Below are 15,096 nucleotides of genomic sequence, written 5' to 3'. Positions count from 1 at the left end.
AAGGGATACATTATCCATATTATTCTGACATATTTCATTTGTTCTCTTTAGGCTATCTAGTCGCTCTAAAGTGCCGCTTTATAAAAAGAATATTCTCATCACCATAAAATGTGATACATGAAAGGGACTCCTTTAATCAATTTCTAATAATGTAACAGTTTAAGTATATAACGACTTATAAATTATTAAATATAACAACGGGCATTTGTATCTTTGAATACTAAAACTTTTGTTTTTTTCATAAGAAACAAGATTCAAGCCATTAAAAGGAATTTGACAAAATATGTAGAATTTACTAATAAAATGTTTCTAAGGGTGACTACAGATGCAAAATACTCATAATAATGGCTGGAACAACATTGATTACCGTAATCATATACCAAGGAACGGTTTTGTTTTTAAATTCATAAAAAAGGAAAATCACTATATTCACACATTTATTGAAGGTGATTTTATTAAAAAATTAAATCTGTCACCTTCTATGGTCGTCGGTAAAACATTATTTGACTTTTTATCAAAAAAAGTTGCAACACAGAAAAATAGCTATTATGAAAGGGCATGGAATGGTGAAACAGTCAATTATGATGGTGAATTAAACGGCTTCCATTATGTTGCATCGCTCAACCCTTTGATCATTAATGGGGAAGTTGTTCGGGTGAATGGAACTGCAATCGATATTACAAATGAAAAAAGAAATGAAACCAAAATTCGTGAGATGGAAAAATTATCAATAGTAGGGGAATTGGCTGCTGGAATTGCTCATGAAATTCGTAACCCCTTAACTTCCCTGACAGGTTTTACGCAAATCATCATGGAACGTGTAGAAGATGAGGATTTACAAGAATATCTTTCCATAATGCTGGGAGAATTAGATAGAATTAATAACATCGTCAATGAATTTATGTTTATTGCAAAACCGAAGGAAAATATGGAAGTCAGAAGCACCCATATCCACTCATTGATTTCACATGTTATTAAATTTATGGAACCTCAGTCTAATTTAAAAGGCATTAGGATAGACTTCGATTCTCAATCTCCTATCACAGCCGAATGTGATCCTAATCATATAAAACAAGTACTAATTAATCTTATACAAAACGCTATTGAAGCATCCTCTGATACTAGTGAATTCATAAAAATATCACTAAATAATATACCTGAAGAAAAGTATTTGATAGAAATCATAGATAGAGGTTCCGGAATTTCAAACGAAAGAATAAAAAGGTTATTTGAACCATTTTATACAACCAAAGAGAAAGGAACTGGTTTAGGATTAATGATCTGCAGACGCATTATTGATTTGCACAAAGGTACGATTGAAATTAATAGTGATTTAGGTGCTGGAACTGTAGCAAAAATCATTTTACCTAAAACACTTCATTAAAACATAGTCTAATTTTACAATGAATTGAATACGGCATTTATCTATCCTGTGTCCTTCCTGAATGGAAGCCTGTCTAGAGCAATACTAAAGAATCCGTGGAATCTTGGCTTTCAGCCAGTATTTTTGGTAAGTCCTCCAAAAAATAAATAACCAACACTAGGGGCAACATGAAATTATAAGGGCTAGCGTACCCTTAATATTGAAAGCTATAAGCTTCGGAGTGCAGCCGTTGCAAGATTGTTTGTCCAAATTGGTCACATTAAAACAATAATGTCTGGGGTCATCATAATGTAACACAATGTATAATTATATAGACGTTGTGAAGCCTCTGAATCAAATACCCTGCGGAAAGAGCTATCCCTCCAGGATGGCTTTTTTTCGTGCGCAAATTAAAAGCCCCTTAAAAGGCGATGGACCAATTGAAAGGCTGGTCTTGTTATATGTTGATCAGTATCCGCTGTATCCGCCCATGATGCAAGCCCCACCTACAATGATTAGTAAAATGAATAGTACTACGATTAAAGCGAATCCGCCCCATATCCATTTGCTTATACTGTTATACCATCACTAATAATAAGCGGCTTTATTGTCCAGCAGCTATCTTTGCAAACTGTTCAAGAGTAGTCGAATATTTCACATAGATCCGTGGCAGCAAATAAAATTCATTCTTGATGCCCTTTTCGGAAAATAATTCTGGAGTTGTTGTAACAGCGAATGAATAGTATTTCTTTGTCTCTTTTATGACCTTGTCATTAGTATTTCCGTATGGATAGGATAGAGCAATGACTGGCTTGCCTGTAGTCTTTTGAATTTTATCTTTCGACTGTTTCAACTCATATTTGTAATTGTTTATTTTCGTCAGGTCAGGATGCGTCGCTGTATGAGACTGGATGGACATGATACCTGAATCAGCCATCATTTTTAAATCCGTTGCCGACAATCGGCTGGTACGGCCAATAAAGTCAGAAATAACAAAAATAGTACCAGTTGGTTGGAAACGGTTGTTTTTTAATTTTTGAAAGATTGCATACGCATTCAGATTGTTTTTGTAACCATCATCAAAGGTAATGAATATGGGTTTATTTACTTTATAAGTGTCTCGCCACTGCTCAAACGTCAATAAGGTAAATCCATGGTCTCGTAAATATTTCATTTGCTTTTCGAAATTTTCCTGAGTTACAAATAATTCCTTTGAGCCTTGCCCTTTAAACTCGTCGATCGAATGATACACTAAAATAGGAATTTTTTGTTCAGCAAATACATGTGAAGGAAAAATTAAGCTTATCAAACAAATTACACATACAGCGTTTTTCATCAAACTCCTCACTTTACATCCACTTTATGTTTTCCCAATATATTGTTCCACAATAGGCAATTTATTATCTTAAATCTATTTCATTCTACCCACACCAATCAAGTAAGACAGGTTTGAATGTTACCAAACCGGGAATAAAGTACCAAACAGATTTTTAAAAAACAAAAGGAGGAATCGCTAATGGCTAGAAATGATAAGGAAAAAAACGGAAAAATGACAGTGGAAGAAGCAGGTCGTAAAGGCGGGGAAGCTACTGCCGAAACTCATGGCAAGGAATTCTACCAGGAAATTGGCCGTAAGGGCGGAGAAGCTACTGCTGAAAAACACGGTAAAGAATTTTATCAGGAAATTGGCCGCAAGGGCGGAGAAGCCACTGCCGAAACTCACGATAAGGAATTTTATCAAGAGATAGGAAGAAAAGGCGGAGAAGCTACCTCTGAAAATCATGATAAGGAATTTTATCAAGAGATTGGACGAAAAGGCGGGGAAGCCACCTCTGAAAATCATGATAAAGAATTCTATCAGGAAATAGGTGAAAAGGGTGGAAACGCCCGGGCTGAGCAGCGGGACGATGACAGCGACGGAAAAATGAGCAGGGAAGAAGCTGGCCGCAAAGGCGGAGAAGCACGGGCCAGACAGCGGCGTGAGGATGACTAATTAATATGAAGGAAATGCCAGAGAGAAGAATATCTTCTCTCTTTTCTATTTGCGGTAAAATACTGCTATAAATTATTTCGAGGACCCACCAGATAGTTTCTTCTTCAGTCTGAACAAGCTGAGATTAATTGCCCAGCAGCTATGCCGGTCATGTGTCTCGCATTATCCTTTTGCGTAAAAGCTCGCTTGTTAAGATGATAACTACACATCCACTCTCCCCAGAATTGTTTGGATCCTTCGTTTTTCTTCTTCTTTGTCTATGTATTCAAACAGGCCAATGCAATTTCCCCAGGGATCAGTAAACGTTCCCCACTTTACGGGAACTTCTTCTCGCGAAAACACTTCAAAATCTTCAATGTGTAACTCACTAAATAATCTTTCCTGCTCGGCTTTTAAATCCTTAACTCCTAACCGGAGCGGCCCACTTCCTTGAGAAGCTGTCCCTTCAGCAACTTGCAGCCAAAAACCAGGTATAAGCTCCCATTCTGCAAACCCTTCATGGGGTATAAAATCAGGTGCCTTATTTAAAAATATTTCATACCACTTCTGGCCTTCCATTATATCAGTAACGCGGATTTGGTAAGTCAGTTCGAAAACCATAAAAAACCACTCCTTAAAATATGCTGTATTATTTGTTTTTATTTTTCACACTGAAACACCTCAAAAGAATTGAATATCCCCTAAATATATTGGAGACCTTACATTATCAAAATAGTTAATTATGCATCATCTTAGTTTTTTGGGATATATCCTTTGCTGCAAATCTCTAATATATATCCATTCTACTCCCACTTGTTCGCTGTCAGGATTAGTAGCTTCCCTGGCCTTTTCACTTTCCAAACTACAGACAAAATAATACTCAACCTCGTGAACATGAAAATCGGATGAAGAATGTTCGTGATTTTTTTCCTATGTATTCCCGTATAGGGAGCAATTCTCCGATTTTCACCTCACAGCCAATTTCTTCGACACACTCTCTTATCAATCAATGCTTTAAGAATTGTTTCTCCATGTTCCTGCCCGCCCCCGGGAAAGGATAATAATAGCCCTCGTCATCTTGATTTTTCGTTAATAAAACCTGTCCCTCCCCTTTGCTTCAGTTAGATTGAAATAAACACTTATATGCAGCCGTATCAATCGAATAACCTCCATTTAAAAATTACGGCAATCACCATTGAAATCCTGCTTTACACACAATTAATACAAATACACGCCTCTATTCATTAAAGATATCCTTGAGATTATTGCTGTTTTTTATCTTCTGTCATTGATGAATGGTTTGAAATCTATAATATCTTCCCATAATGGATAGTAACTAGAACCAGCTTTTATTACTGATGTTCTGAGTACATATCTATATTACGAAGAGGTGAATCGTATGAGTTTACAACGCACTTTTATCATGGTTAAGCCTGATGGAGTGAAACGAGGATTAATTGGAGATATAATCAAACGCTTCGAGCAAAAAGGATTTAGCTTGTTACATGCAGAGCTTATGACAGTGGGCCGCGATAAAGCAGTATATCACTATATGGAACATAGGGAGAAACCATTTTTCGGTGAACTGGTCGACTTTATTACTTCCGGCCCTGTATTTGCCATGGTCTGGGAAGGGGAAAATATAATTGAGGTTTCTCGACTTATGATTGGAAAAACAAGTCCATCTGAAGCAATGCCAGGAACCATTCGCGGCGATTTCGCTTCTAGAAAAGAAGAGAATGTAATCCATGGATCCGATTCTCTATTAAGTGCCGAACGGGAAATTGAAAATTTCTTTGGTTTATTGCAAAAGCGCAGCCTGGACGATGAGTTTCCCTTTGAAGATCGCCAGTCTGTTTAAAAACTCTATTTGCACATCCCCTTACAACTAATGTTAAGGGGATTTACTTTTTCCGGCATAGTATTCCTCTTTTGACTTAATAACACCAAAAAATAGGAAATACATACGGATCCAAGATTATTCCTCTTTCTTAAGTAACCCCCATCATTTTCGTAACTGGTTATTGAAACTGTTTTTTGTGTGAAACGAATACCTTGGTAACTTACGGCCTTGTCCAAGGACTGGATTCAAACTTGAATTGGGCCGTATTGTTTGCAGTCACATTAGGAAAGTACAATAGAATTTCTTAAAATTACCTTGATATAAAAAGAACTAGGATCCCATATGCAGAAAGGATACTAGTTCTTATTTTAATAGGTTAATGAGTATTGAGTAAGCTTTTGCTACTTTTTAGGAATTTCGCATCCTTCGTCATCACAGATTGCTCCGTCCTGGCCATTTAGAACGGTTATTTCATCCTCTGCAATGATCTTTTTCAATGCCTGAACGAATACCTCAGTCGGCTGGGCACCGCTAAGGGCATATTTTTTATTAATCAGGAAGAACGGGACACCTGTAATGCCATACTGTCTCGCTGCTTGTTCATCAGCGCGCACCGCCTCGGACAAACCGTCGCTCGCAAGCATCTCTTTAACAGCTTCCCGATTCAAACCGACTTCAACAGCCAGCTCCGTCAATGTTTCATGGTCTCCAATATGCTTGGATTCAGTAAAATAGGCACGTAAAATCCGTTCGGTCATTTCTTTCGATAAATCGTGTTGCTTAGCGTACATGGTCAAACGATGAGCGTCGAAGGTATTCGTCAGAATCAGGGTATCCAATTGATATTCGAGGCCCACTTCTTCCGCCATTTTCACCATGTTTGCCGTATTTGCTTTCGCCTGGGCAATACTCATCCCATATTTTTTAGCTAACAATTCGTACATATTCTCTTTTATGTCCCGCTCCATCGTCGGATCCAATTCGAAGCATCTATAAGTTACTTCAATTGGATGGTCAATCTGCTTTATAGCGTCATCCAGACGCCTTTTGCCAATATAGCAGAATGGTCAAGCAAAATCAGTCCACATTTCGATATGCATAGTTTATCCCTCCAATAGGTTATTCTCCTATAGTATAGGGGTTGGGTGTTTATTTTACACGCGATTTGATTCTGTGTTGTCTTTTCTTCTGCAGGGATGCATCTGCAATTTAAAGCCTGACACTTTCCCCTCCATTTCCACTTCACTTATATGTTGCGATACAGCAAAAAAATCTATTGTCTATTATTCTTTATTAACTGTTCACACAACTTTTTAATCTCCTCTGTTTAGTCCAAAATGTTTTGATTAATTATTCTCATAAAATAGACAATGGCGTGCGTCTAGGCACACCGTCATTGTCTATTTTCTATTATCTCTGGAAATATACCTTCCTAGCAGACTTAATCATTTTCGTTGTTCCGCAAATAGCGTTTTTTGTGCAGAATGGTAAAGAAGGATAGAGTAAGAGCCAAAAATGCCGCCATGAACCCTAGTAAGATGTAGCCATTTTCCCACATCGCTCCAATATTTCCGCTGGAGATAACCTCTTTATATCCTTTGACAGAATAAGTCATCGGCAGAAGCTTATGAAAGAACTGAAGTTTTTCCGGGATTAGCTCGATTGGAAATGTCCCTGCACTTGTAGTCAATTGCAAGATCAACACGATAATGGCAATAAACCTTCCAGGATCACCTAAGGCTGTTACAAGCAATTGTACCAGGGCAAGAAATACCAGGCTTGTGACTACAGAAAAAACAATGAACAATGGAACATTCTGTACCTCGATTCCCAGTCCAAGAATCAGGACGGCACATGCCACAAGAGCTTGAATCATTCCTATGCCGGCAATAACTCCAAACTTGCTTATGAACCAGCTAAATCCGCTTTTTGGCTCTCCAGCAGGTTCTCGAAGCGGGAATACGATTGAAACCATTAATGCACCTACGAACAAACCAAGAGAGATAAAATATGGAGCAAAGCCTGTCCCATAGTTTGGAACTTTATTTATACTCTCCTTGTCCACTTTGACCGGCTGAGACATCATATCGTACGTTTCATCACCAGCTTTTACATCTTCCGTTTCCTTTGCCGCAACGGCAATTTTATCCTTGAATTCCGTAGAACCCTTTGCCAATTCACTTGTTCCTGCGGAGATTTTTTCGGAACCCTTAGATAGCTTATCTGAACCATCTGCAAGTGCTTTTGAACCGCCCTCTAGCTGTTTCGCTCCGTCAGTAAGATTGGCTGCACCTTCTGCAACGGCATTTGCTCCGTCACTTGCCTTTTTTAGTTTCTCTCCAAAGGTTTTTATACCTGCGGAGAGTTCTTTTTGACCTGACACCAGTTCATTTGATCCGGCCTCTAAATTGCCTGCGCCCTGCTCCAGCTCGTGTACGCCATTATTAAGGGCCTTTTGGCCATCAGCAAGCTGAGAAATATTCTTTTGCAGCTCGGCTGAACCCGCGGCAATTTCCCCTGTCTTACTATTTAGCATTGCTGTTTGATTCTTCAGTGCTTCCGATTGAGCCACAAATTGATTCAACTGCGCCAAAAGTTCGTTTTTTTGGGCTCCAGACATCGAGCTTAATACAGGCTCCAGCTTTTTCTTCAATTCGTCCATGTTTGCCTTTGCCTGCTCTGCACCATCGGCTGTACTTTTTGCAAGCTGTTGTGTGCCTGAGTGAAGCTCATTCAAATAACCAGTAAGGTCTTTAGCCCCTGCATATAATTTTGAAGTGCCGTCAGCAATGGTTCCCGTTTTATCAGCAGCCTCATTCAACCCACGCTGAAGCTCCGTTATGCCACCATTAAGCGATTCGGCTCCACCCTCGGTTTTTTGGGCACCAGCCAAAATTTGCTTTTGGCCATCGGTGAGTTTGCCCATGCCTGCAGCCAGCTGTGCAGCTCCCCTTTCCAATTGTGCCGAGCCATTATACACCTTATTTGTTCCTTCGCTAAATTCAATTTGTTTCTTAGCAAGCAACTGCAAGTTTTCCTGTAAGGATTCGGCACCTTTGTTTACTTCATTAATGCCTGATGTTAATTTTCCGGCCCCCTGGTCGGCTGTCTGATACCCATCCGCCATTTTGGACATATTTTCGAATATAGATTGCGCATATGTCTCTGTAACCTTTTCGGACAATGCCGCTTTAATCTTTTGCATGGCGTTATCGCCAATCTGGGCAGACAGGAAATTGTAGCTTTCATTTGGTACATATTTCAGCTCTAATTTGCGAGGATGCTCGTCCATTAATGTAGTCGCATTCTTGGAAAAGTCATCCGGGATTTCAACAACCAAATAATACTTTTGATTTTTAAGCTCCTTATACGCTTGACCCTTATTAAGGAACTTAAAATTAAATTGCTTACTCTCTTTTAAATTATCAATGAAGTCCTTGCCAATTTGCAGCTTCCTGCCGTTCATTTCTGCCCCTGTATCAGCATTGACTACAGCAACGGGCAGCTTCTCTAAATGTTTATATGGATCCCAGAACGCCCAAAGAAACATACCGCTGTACATCACTGGAATAAATAAAATGGCAATAATGGGGATTAAAAGCCTTCGATTTGTGAAGATTGCCTTTATTTCCCTTATAAATGTATTAGTACCCATTATGATCCTCCTCTAAAACAAATGACCATTTTGTTCATTTAGTCATTTGTTGCAAAAAATAAGGAACCTCAATGTTCCTTGGATAATCCTTTAAATAAATACCGCTCAAATATGTCAGCAATCTCTTCTTTTGACAATGGCTTATGTTCTTTCTCCCAGTCCAATATGAGTGCAATGTATATTTTCAATATCAGAAAGGCAGTAAGTTCCGGGTCACAGGGAAGGATATCTCCTTTCTCGACTCCCAAAGCAACCTTGCCTTTAATATAGGAAACGATGGCGGCTTCCATTTCCCTTACCATTTGCAAAACGGCTGGTGTTCCTATTTCCTTTTCCTCCTGCATCATCTTTATCGTGAATTGATGCTCCAGGCGGTATTCAAGAATGCTATAAATGGCATTATGAACATTTTCCACAAAAGAATGCTCGGATTTAAAGGCCTCCTCTGCTTTCTTTTTCATCTCCTCAATGAGTCCCTCTACGATCTCCTTGAATAGTTCTTCTTTATTTGTAAAAAAAGTGTATATGGTACCTTTTCCGACATTAGCTATTTTAGCCACTTGGTCCATAGTAGTAGCCTTGTATCCAAATTGCGAAAATGACTTTGTAGCTGCCTCCACTATTAATTTCTTTCGATCGACCGACAACACATCACCTCATTAATGACTATTTGAATGAATTAGTCAATAAGTACGAAAATATCATATCAAATAGAAGGGAAGAATGCAATTGGGGACTTTCCCTAACCACCAAAGCAAATAAAGCACTGCGACTCCCCTGATAAAAGGCTGCTTCTCTCTAAATGATTACTGTTTTTCTAAGTATGTAAATCTATGTAATAAAAATTAATATCAATGCAGCCACGAAAGAAAAAAAACAAATATTCAGGATGAAAGTAAACATAAATTCCTTAACACGGCTTTCTTCCTGCCCCTTTAGTGCCGCCAACTTACTTTTTCTCCCCATTTATTTACCACCTTTTCTATTTTTATCATTTCTATAAATGCATAATATAATCCCGGCTAGGACAATCATTAATTTTCTTTCGGAGAGCCGCAGTATTACTCTGGGAATAAGCTATATTTAAAATCCTCTGCCTTATAAATGGTAACCTGAACCGCCATCCGACCCGTATCATACAGGTTATTATGTATAGAAAGTATTTTGCTTAATATGTCAGTTTTCCATCATATGAGTTTGTAATATATCCCGTATTTCATCGGGAATCGGCTGGGATTGTTTCCTTTTCAAATCGTAATTCACATAAGTTGCAGTGCCCCTTGCACACAGCATATCTTCTTGATAGATTTCTTCTTTCACCACAAAACTGCTGTTCCCAATACGTCCAATCCACGTATGGATCTTAACTTCCTTTCCATAATACAGCTCGCGAACGAAATCCACATTCATGTTTGCCAATACAAGCTTCCAGTTCTTGAAGCTGAGATCCGGTGTGAATAACCTGAAAATTTCATTCCTGCCGGCTTCAAACCAGATAGGAATCGTCGTGTTATTTATATGGCCAGCTCCATCTGTCTCCGAGACACGCGGCTCAATCTTAGTTACATACATTCAAGCAGCTCCTTTATGTCATGATCGACCAATGACCTCCACTTCAAAGAACATTTCGTTATCTTCTTGAAAAATCCTTCTTGTTCCTAAAAAAGAAAAACTGCGGACCTTTGTTTACAAGGCTCTCCTTTAGTAATAGATGCAATATTTTGATTTCTAGACAATAAAAAGCCTTTCAATAAAAAAACACTGTCCAAAAAATGAACAGTGTTTTTAACAAATTTATTGTTTCTGAAGCTTTTTTAATACAATAGTGGCCAAGGCATCAATAAAGTCAGGGTGGGTGTTTGGCATATCAGGTCTGTAATACGCTGCCCCTATTTCCTCAGTAACCACTTTACATTCATAATCATTGTCATAAAGCACTTCTAAATGCTCGGCAACGAAGCCTGCCGGGATATAGATGAAAGCTTTATAGCCCTTCTCGTTAAATAAGTCCCTTGTTAAATCCTGGACATCCGGTCCAAGCCAAGGTTCAGGCGTCTGGCCCGCACTTTGCCAGCCAATCGCATAATTTTTGACTCCAGCAGCTTCTGCAATTAGATCAGCCGTTTCCTTTAATTGCTCTGGATATGGATCCCCAAGCTGAAGGATTTTCTCCGGAAGGCTGTGTGCCGATACGATCAGAATAGAATTTTCGCGTTCTTCTTCAGGCATATTGCTATATGTTTCATTTAACTGATCTGCCCAGTATTTGATGAACTTCGGTTCATCATACCAGCTCTCAACAGATGTGATGGAGAGGGTGCCGCCAACCTTTTCAGCTTCTTCCTTAGCACGGTTATTGTATGATTTAACACTGAATGTGGAGAAATGCGGAGCAAGCACGATGCTTACGGCCTCTGTGATGCCATCCTCATGCATTTGTTTCACCGCATCCTCTATGAACGGCTCAATGTGCTTAAGCCCAAGATACGCTTTAAACTCGATTTCTTCCTGGACAGAGTTTAATTTTTGTTCCAGGCCTTTTGCTTGTGCCTCTGTAATTTTTGCCAACGGGGAAAGTCCGCCAATGGCTTTGTAGCGGTTCGTTAAATCGTCCAGCAATTCGTCTGAGGGCCGTCGGCCGTGGCGTATATGAGTATAGTATCTTTCGATATCTTCTTCCTTATATGGAGTTCCATAGGCCATTACAAGCAGGCCCATCTTCTTTCTGACCATTACTTACACTCCTTTTGCAATTCCGTCTTTATGTTGATTATGGACTTTGTTTCATCCATTGCTGTTGGCAGCAGAATATTCGTGGATGAAGGCTGTCAGCTTCTTCAATGTTTCAGGGTTTACCTCCGGGAAAACCCCGTGGCCAAGGTTAAATATGTAGCCAGGCTGTGCCATACCCTGATCTAAAATAGCTTTCGTTCTTTCTTCTATTACTTCCCATGATGATAAAAGGATTGCTGGGTCGAGATTGCCTTGAACTGTCTTTTGGATACCAATCCGTCTTGCTTCAGAAATTGGCAATCTCCAATCGAGACCTACTACATCAAGCGGCAGATCATTCCACTCCAGTGCCAGGTGGCTTGCTCCAACTCCGAACATGATTAATGGAACATTTTCCTCTTTTAAAGAAGTAAAGATACGGTGCATAACCGGTTTGATAAATGTCCGGTAATCCGCTACATTCAGGGCACCTACCCAGGAATCAAAAATCTGGATGGCTTTTGCCCCTGCTTTTATTTGAGCTTTTACATATGTAATGATTGTATCACCAAGTTTGTCCATTAGCGCAAACCATGCCTCTGGTTCGGAATACATGAAAGCCTTTGTTTTGTTATAATTCCTTGAAGGTCCGCCTTCTATCATATAGGAAGCGATTGTAAAAGGAGCACCCGAGAAACCGATTAATGGTACACTAAGCTGTTCCGCCGTCAATAGCTTGATTGTATCCAGGACATAGGGAACATCATCCTCTGGAGAAATCTCACCCAGTCTTTCAACGTCAGCAATTGACCGGATTGGGTTGGAAATAACAGGGCCGATCCCCGACTTTATTTCCACATCCACTCCAATTGCCGGAAGCGGTGTCATAATGTCCTTATACAGGATTGCAGCATCCACACCATACTGTTCGACCGGCAGTCTTGTTACATAAGCACAGAGTTCAGGCTGATGAGTAATTTCAAACAGTGAATATTTCTCTTTGATAGCCCTATACTCCGGCTGCGAACGGCCAGCCTGCCGCATATACCAAACTGGAACATGGGTTGTTTTTTCACCTCTCGCCGCTTTCAGGAATGTATCATTAAATTCTCTTGTCATTCATATCCACCTTTCAAAAACCTGTATGACCAATATATTTCTTTACATAGAATAGCATAATACACCCAATTTACGTATGTAATCTTTTATCACTATAGCCTTTTCTACTATAGATGTATAGATAACCCTCTCAATTGTCAAAAAATCGCCGATTTTGGTTTTAACTTCAACTTTAAGGTAAAATAAAATACACAAGCATTCACGTTAAATAAAGCTGCATACTTATTATATCAAGTAAGCTTCCCAAAAAATAATTCCCTGTCTGGAGTGGTGTATGGATGAACATTTATATGACTACCGGAACCTATGATTTCTTAAAAATCATTAAACAAAAACACGGGAGCGAAAAAATGTTTTTGATGCAAAGCTCTGAAAAAGCATTGCTTCTGCATGAGACAGAGCGTAAGACTGTTTTCAGCAGCCCCCGAAAGTTTGAGGTCATTCAATCGTCCGGAAACATTAATGAGGAGGGATATGTGGTTATGAATAACATCCCGGTCACCGAGGAAGGACGTCCAATCTTCGAGCATCGTTTTAAGAATCGGGCCGGCCTCATTGACAAAGAACCTGGATTCCTTGCCTTTCGCTTGCTTCGGCCATTGAATTCTGACACGTATGTAGTCTTTACACAATGGGACAAACAATCATCCTTTTCCAATTGGCAATCCTCCCAATCCTTTCAGCAGGCCCATCAAAAAGGGCCAGAGCCTAAAGTCGACATGACAAAGAAGATCTTCTCCGGAGATTCATATACTTCTCATTACTATCTAACTACTGAAAAAGAATAAATCCAGCCCCCCTGTGCTGCAGGGAGGGCTGGATTTATTTCCTATTACTTTTCACTAATCCATTCCGGTTTGCATACACAGCTGCCTGTGTTCGATCTGCCACTTCCAACTTCCCTAAAATATTGCTGACATGGGTTTTTACCGTCTTTATACCGATAAACAGTTCTTCCGATATTTCCAGATTTGTCATACCTTCACCAATACAGCACAGTACGTCCATTTCCCTCTCGGTTAGTGTATCATGGGGCTTCTTTTCTTTGCTTCTAAGCCTCTTGACCATAACATCAGTAACCTTGGGTTCAATAACAGACTCTCCAGCGGCAGCCTTGCGTATCGCCGCAGCTACTTCAGCTGCTGACGAGGTCTTTAGCATATAGCTGAATGCCCCTGCTTCAATAGCCGGAAAAACCTCTTTTTCATCATAATAGCTTGTAAGGATGATGATGCGGGTTTTATGGCCTGCCGCCATAATCTCTTTTGTTGCGTCGATTCCAGTCCCATTCTCCATTAAGAGATCCATTAAAATGACATCCGGTTTCTTGCTTGCAGCGATCCGCACGGCATCTTTCCCGCATGATCCTTCACCCACAATCTCAATATCGGGCTCCGTTGACAAATATGATATGATTCCTTTCCTGACCAGTTCATGGTCATCCACAACAGCCAGTCTTATCGCCATATTAGCCCACCCCTTTTAGCGGTACCTTAATATCTATGTACGTACCTTCTTTTAACTTTGATCTTAACTGAAAGATACCGCCTATTTCTTCACAGCGTTCCTTCATCATTTTTATTCCATAAGAAACCATCTTGTCGTTCAGCGGATCGAATCCTTTACCATCATCGCTGATATACAGCCGGATATATTCGTTTTCTCCTGTAAGTTCGACCTTTACCCTCTGTGCATCCGCATGGCGTATGATGTTGGAGATCGCCTCCTGTACAATGCGGAATAAATGCTCCTCGGCAGATTTAGGAAGTCCTGTCACTTCATCGATACTTGCCACAAATTGCAGACTTGTTTTCTGTTTCAGTTCTTTCAACAGCTTGATCAATCCATCGCATAATGAGTCTTCCTGCAGCTGGACAGGGCGAAGATGCAATAGCAGCGCTCTCATCTCTCCCTGGGCCCTGACAGATATATCTGCTATTTCGGTTAATTGCTGCCGGGCTTTTTCAGGTGACAAATCGAACATCTTTACAGCTCCTGCAGCCATCATGTTTAAAGCGAATAATTGCTGGCTTACTGCATCATGGAGATCCCGTGCTATCCGCTGCCTCTCCTCCATGACTGCCGCAGCCTGTGCTTGCTGAGAGAGGTTTGCTTTTTCTTCAGCAAGCCGCTGCATGGAGTGGACCTGCTTTTGTATATGATCGGCAAGAAGATTGATTTCGTACATGATTCGGCTGATCTCATCATCCTTGTCATATGATAATTTACCGGCGTATCTCCCGTTTCTCAATGTCCCAATAAAGGTGCTTATATTATTAAGCCTGCCCTTTAGCACATATGCATTTCTTATGGCAAAGTAAGCTGCCGAAACGGTAAGCATGATAAACACAAAGCCGGACAGCCAAAGCGCAGTATTTATCGAGAAAGCCGGGTTCTCAGAAAACAAAAGATAACACTGCAAAATTACGAAA

16 protein-coding genes are annotated in these 15,096 nt (G+C 40.0%); 4 read left to right on the top strand and 12 right to left on the bottom strand.

The window, feature by feature from the left end:
- Positions 1 to 325 precede the first annotated feature (325 nt).
- Complete coding sequence (locus V1500_RS05495; protein ID WP_409304576.1) at positions 326 to 1,384, top strand: ATP-binding protein; 1,059 nt, start codon at positions 326 to 328, stop codon at positions 1,382 to 1,384.
- 447 nt (positions 1,385 to 1,831) lie between these two features.
- Here the strand turns inward: V1500_RS05495 and V1500_RS05490 are convergent, their stop codons facing one another.
- Complete coding sequence (locus V1500_RS05490) at positions 1,832 to 1,924, bottom strand: YjcZ family sporulation protein (RefSeq protein WP_409305925.1); 93 nt, start codon at positions 1,922 to 1,924, stop codon at positions 1,832 to 1,834.
- Between the two features lie 43 nt (positions 1,925 to 1,967).
- Positions 1,968 to 2,699, bottom strand: a complete 732-nt coding sequence (locus V1500_RS05485) for a polysaccharide deacetylase family protein (RefSeq protein ID WP_409304575.1) — start codon at positions 2,697 to 2,699, stop codon at positions 1,968 to 1,970.
- Between the two features lie 180 nt (positions 2,700 to 2,879).
- On the opposite strand from V1500_RS05485, the gene V1500_RS05480 reads away from it, so the two are divergent.
- Entirely contained in the window at positions 2,880 to 3,356 is a 477-nt protein-coding gene (locus V1500_RS05480) for a KGG domain-containing protein (protein ID WP_409304574.1), read from the top strand.
- Between the two features lie 201 nt (positions 3,357 to 3,557).
- Here V1500_RS05480 and V1500_RS05475 read toward each other — a convergent pair whose 3' ends face one another.
- Positions 3,558 to 3,956, bottom strand: a complete 399-nt coding sequence (locus V1500_RS05475; RefSeq protein WP_409304573.1) for a VOC family protein — start codon at positions 3,954 to 3,956, stop codon at positions 3,558 to 3,560.
- Between the two features lie 778 nt (positions 3,957 to 4,734).
- On the opposite strand from V1500_RS05475, the gene ndk reads away from it, so the two are divergent.
- Positions 4,735 to 5,196, top strand: coding sequence for a nucleoside-diphosphate kinase (gene ndk / locus V1500_RS05470; RefSeq protein ID WP_409304572.1), 462 nt, complete (start codon positions 4,735 to 4,737; stop codon positions 5,194 to 5,196).
- A gap of 383 nt (positions 5,197 to 5,579) precedes the next feature.
- On the opposite strand, the gene V1500_RS05465 is transcribed toward ndk, so the two are convergent.
- The 7 genes from V1500_RS05465 to hemE all read right to left on the bottom strand — a co-directional run bounded on the left by V1500_RS05465 (position 5,580) and on the right by hemE (position 12,664).
- On the bottom strand, positions 5,580 to 6,185 hold the full coding sequence (locus V1500_RS05465; RefSeq protein WP_409305924.1) for a DsbA family oxidoreductase: 606 nt from the start codon (positions 6,183 to 6,185) through the stop codon (positions 5,580 to 5,582).
- A 434-nt stretch (positions 6,186 to 6,619) separates the two neighbouring features.
- Positions 6,620 to 8,833 carry a YhgE/Pip family protein gene (locus V1500_RS05460; protein ID WP_409304571.1) on the bottom strand — a complete coding sequence of 738 codons (2,214 nt, stop codon included), beginning with the start codon at positions 8,831 to 8,833 and terminating at the stop codon, positions 6,620 to 6,622.
- 68 nt (positions 8,834 to 8,901) lie between these two features.
- Complete coding sequence (locus V1500_RS05455; RefSeq protein WP_409304570.1) at positions 8,902 to 9,480, bottom strand: TetR/AcrR family transcriptional regulator; 579 nt, start codon at positions 9,478 to 9,480, stop codon at positions 8,902 to 8,904.
- Between the two features lie 184 nt (positions 9,481 to 9,664).
- On the bottom strand, positions 9,665 to 9,799 hold the full coding sequence (locus V1500_RS05450; RefSeq protein WP_409304569.1) for a hypothetical protein: 135 nt from the start codon (positions 9,797 to 9,799) through the stop codon (positions 9,665 to 9,667).
- A 210-nt stretch (positions 9,800 to 10,009) separates the two neighbouring features.
- Positions 10,010 to 10,405, bottom strand: coding sequence for an acyl-CoA thioesterase (locus V1500_RS05445; RefSeq protein ID WP_409304568.1), 396 nt, complete (start codon positions 10,403 to 10,405; stop codon positions 10,010 to 10,012).
- Between the two features lie 222 nt (positions 10,406 to 10,627).
- Positions 10,628 to 11,566 carry a ferrochelatase gene (gene hemH, locus V1500_RS05440; protein WP_409304567.1) on the bottom strand — a complete coding sequence of 313 codons (939 nt, stop codon included), beginning with the start codon at positions 11,564 to 11,566 and terminating at the stop codon, positions 10,628 to 10,630.
- A gap of 51 nt (positions 11,567 to 11,617) precedes the next feature.
- On the bottom strand, positions 11,618 to 12,664 hold the full coding sequence (gene hemE, locus V1500_RS05435; protein WP_409304566.1) for a uroporphyrinogen decarboxylase: 1,047 nt from the start codon (positions 12,662 to 12,664) through the stop codon (positions 11,618 to 11,620).
- Positions 12,665 to 12,942: 278 nt separating this feature from the next.
- Here hemE and V1500_RS05430 point away from each other — a divergent pair, with 278 nt between their 5' ends.
- A complete protein-coding gene (locus tag V1500_RS05430; RefSeq protein ID WP_409304565.1) occupies positions 12,943 to 13,452 on the top strand; it encodes an antibiotic biosynthesis monooxygenase family protein in 510 nt (169 codons plus the stop codon).
- A 34-nt stretch (positions 13,453 to 13,486) separates the two neighbouring features.
- Here the strand turns inward: V1500_RS05430 and V1500_RS05425 are convergent, their stop codons facing one another.
- Both V1500_RS05425 and V1500_RS05420 read right to left on the bottom strand, forming a co-directional pair.
- Positions 13,487 to 14,131 (bottom strand): response regulator, encoded by a 645-nt coding sequence (locus V1500_RS05425; RefSeq protein ID WP_409304564.1) that lies wholly within the window; start codon positions 14,129 to 14,131, stop codon positions 13,487 to 13,489.
- A gap of 1 nt (position 14,132) precedes the next feature.
- Positions 14,133 to 15,071 (bottom strand): sensor histidine kinase, encoded by a 939-nt coding sequence (locus V1500_RS05420; protein ID WP_409304563.1) that lies wholly within the window; start codon positions 15,069 to 15,071, stop codon positions 14,133 to 14,135.
- Between the last annotated feature and the right edge of the window lie 25 nt (positions 15,072 to 15,096).

This window comes from Peribacillus sedimenti, assembly GCF_046237635.1.
Lineage (GTDB): Bacteria > Bacillota > Bacilli > Bacillales > DSM-1321 > Peribacillus > Peribacillus sedimenti.
Note: the sequence above shows the minus strand (reverse complement) of the source record. Positions and strands in the feature narration are given on the sequence as shown.

Excerpts from the sequence above, each read along its gene's own strand:
- V1500_RS05495 (WP_409304576.1), top strand. The coding sequence starts at position 326 with ATGCAAAATACTCATAATAATGGCTGGAACAACATTGATTACCGTAAT.
- V1500_RS05485 (WP_409304575.1), bottom strand. The coding sequence starts at position 2,699 with ATGAAAAACGCTGTATGTGTAATTTGTTTGATAAGCTTAATTTTTCCT.
- V1500_RS05480 (WP_409304574.1), top strand. The coding sequence starts at position 2,880 with ATGGCTAGAAATGATAAGGAAAAAAACGGAAAAATGACAGTGGAAGAA.
- V1500_RS05475 (WP_409304573.1), bottom strand. The coding sequence starts at position 3,956 with ATGGTTTTCGAACTGACTTACCAAATCCGCGTTACTGATATAATGGAA.
- ndk (WP_409304572.1), top strand. The coding sequence starts at position 4,735 with ATGAGTTTACAACGCACTTTTATCATGGTTAAGCCTGATGGAGTGAAA.
- V1500_RS05460 (WP_409304571.1), bottom strand. The coding sequence starts at position 8,833 with ATGGGTACTAATACATTTATAAGGGAAATAAAGGCAATCTTCACAAAT.
- V1500_RS05450 (WP_409304569.1), bottom strand. The coding sequence starts at position 9,799 with ATGGGGAGAAAAAGTAAGTTGGCGGCACTAAAGGGGCAGGAAGAAAGC.
- V1500_RS05445 (WP_409304568.1), bottom strand. The coding sequence starts at position 10,405 with ATGTATGTAACTAAGATTGAGCCGCGTGTCTCGGAGACAGATGGAGCT.
- hemH (WP_409304567.1), bottom strand. The coding sequence starts at position 11,566 with ATGGTCAGAAAGAAGATGGGCCTGCTTGTAATGGCCTATGGAACTCCA.
- hemE (WP_409304566.1), bottom strand. The coding sequence starts at position 12,664 with ATGACAAGAGAATTTAATGATACATTCCTGAAAGCGGCGAGAGGTGAA.
- V1500_RS05430 (WP_409304565.1), top strand. The coding sequence starts at position 12,943 with ATGAACATTTATATGACTACCGGAACCTATGATTTCTTAAAAATCATT.
- V1500_RS05425 (WP_409304564.1), bottom strand. The coding sequence starts at position 14,131 with ATGGCGATAAGACTGGCTGTTGTGGATGACCATGAACTGGTCAGGAAA.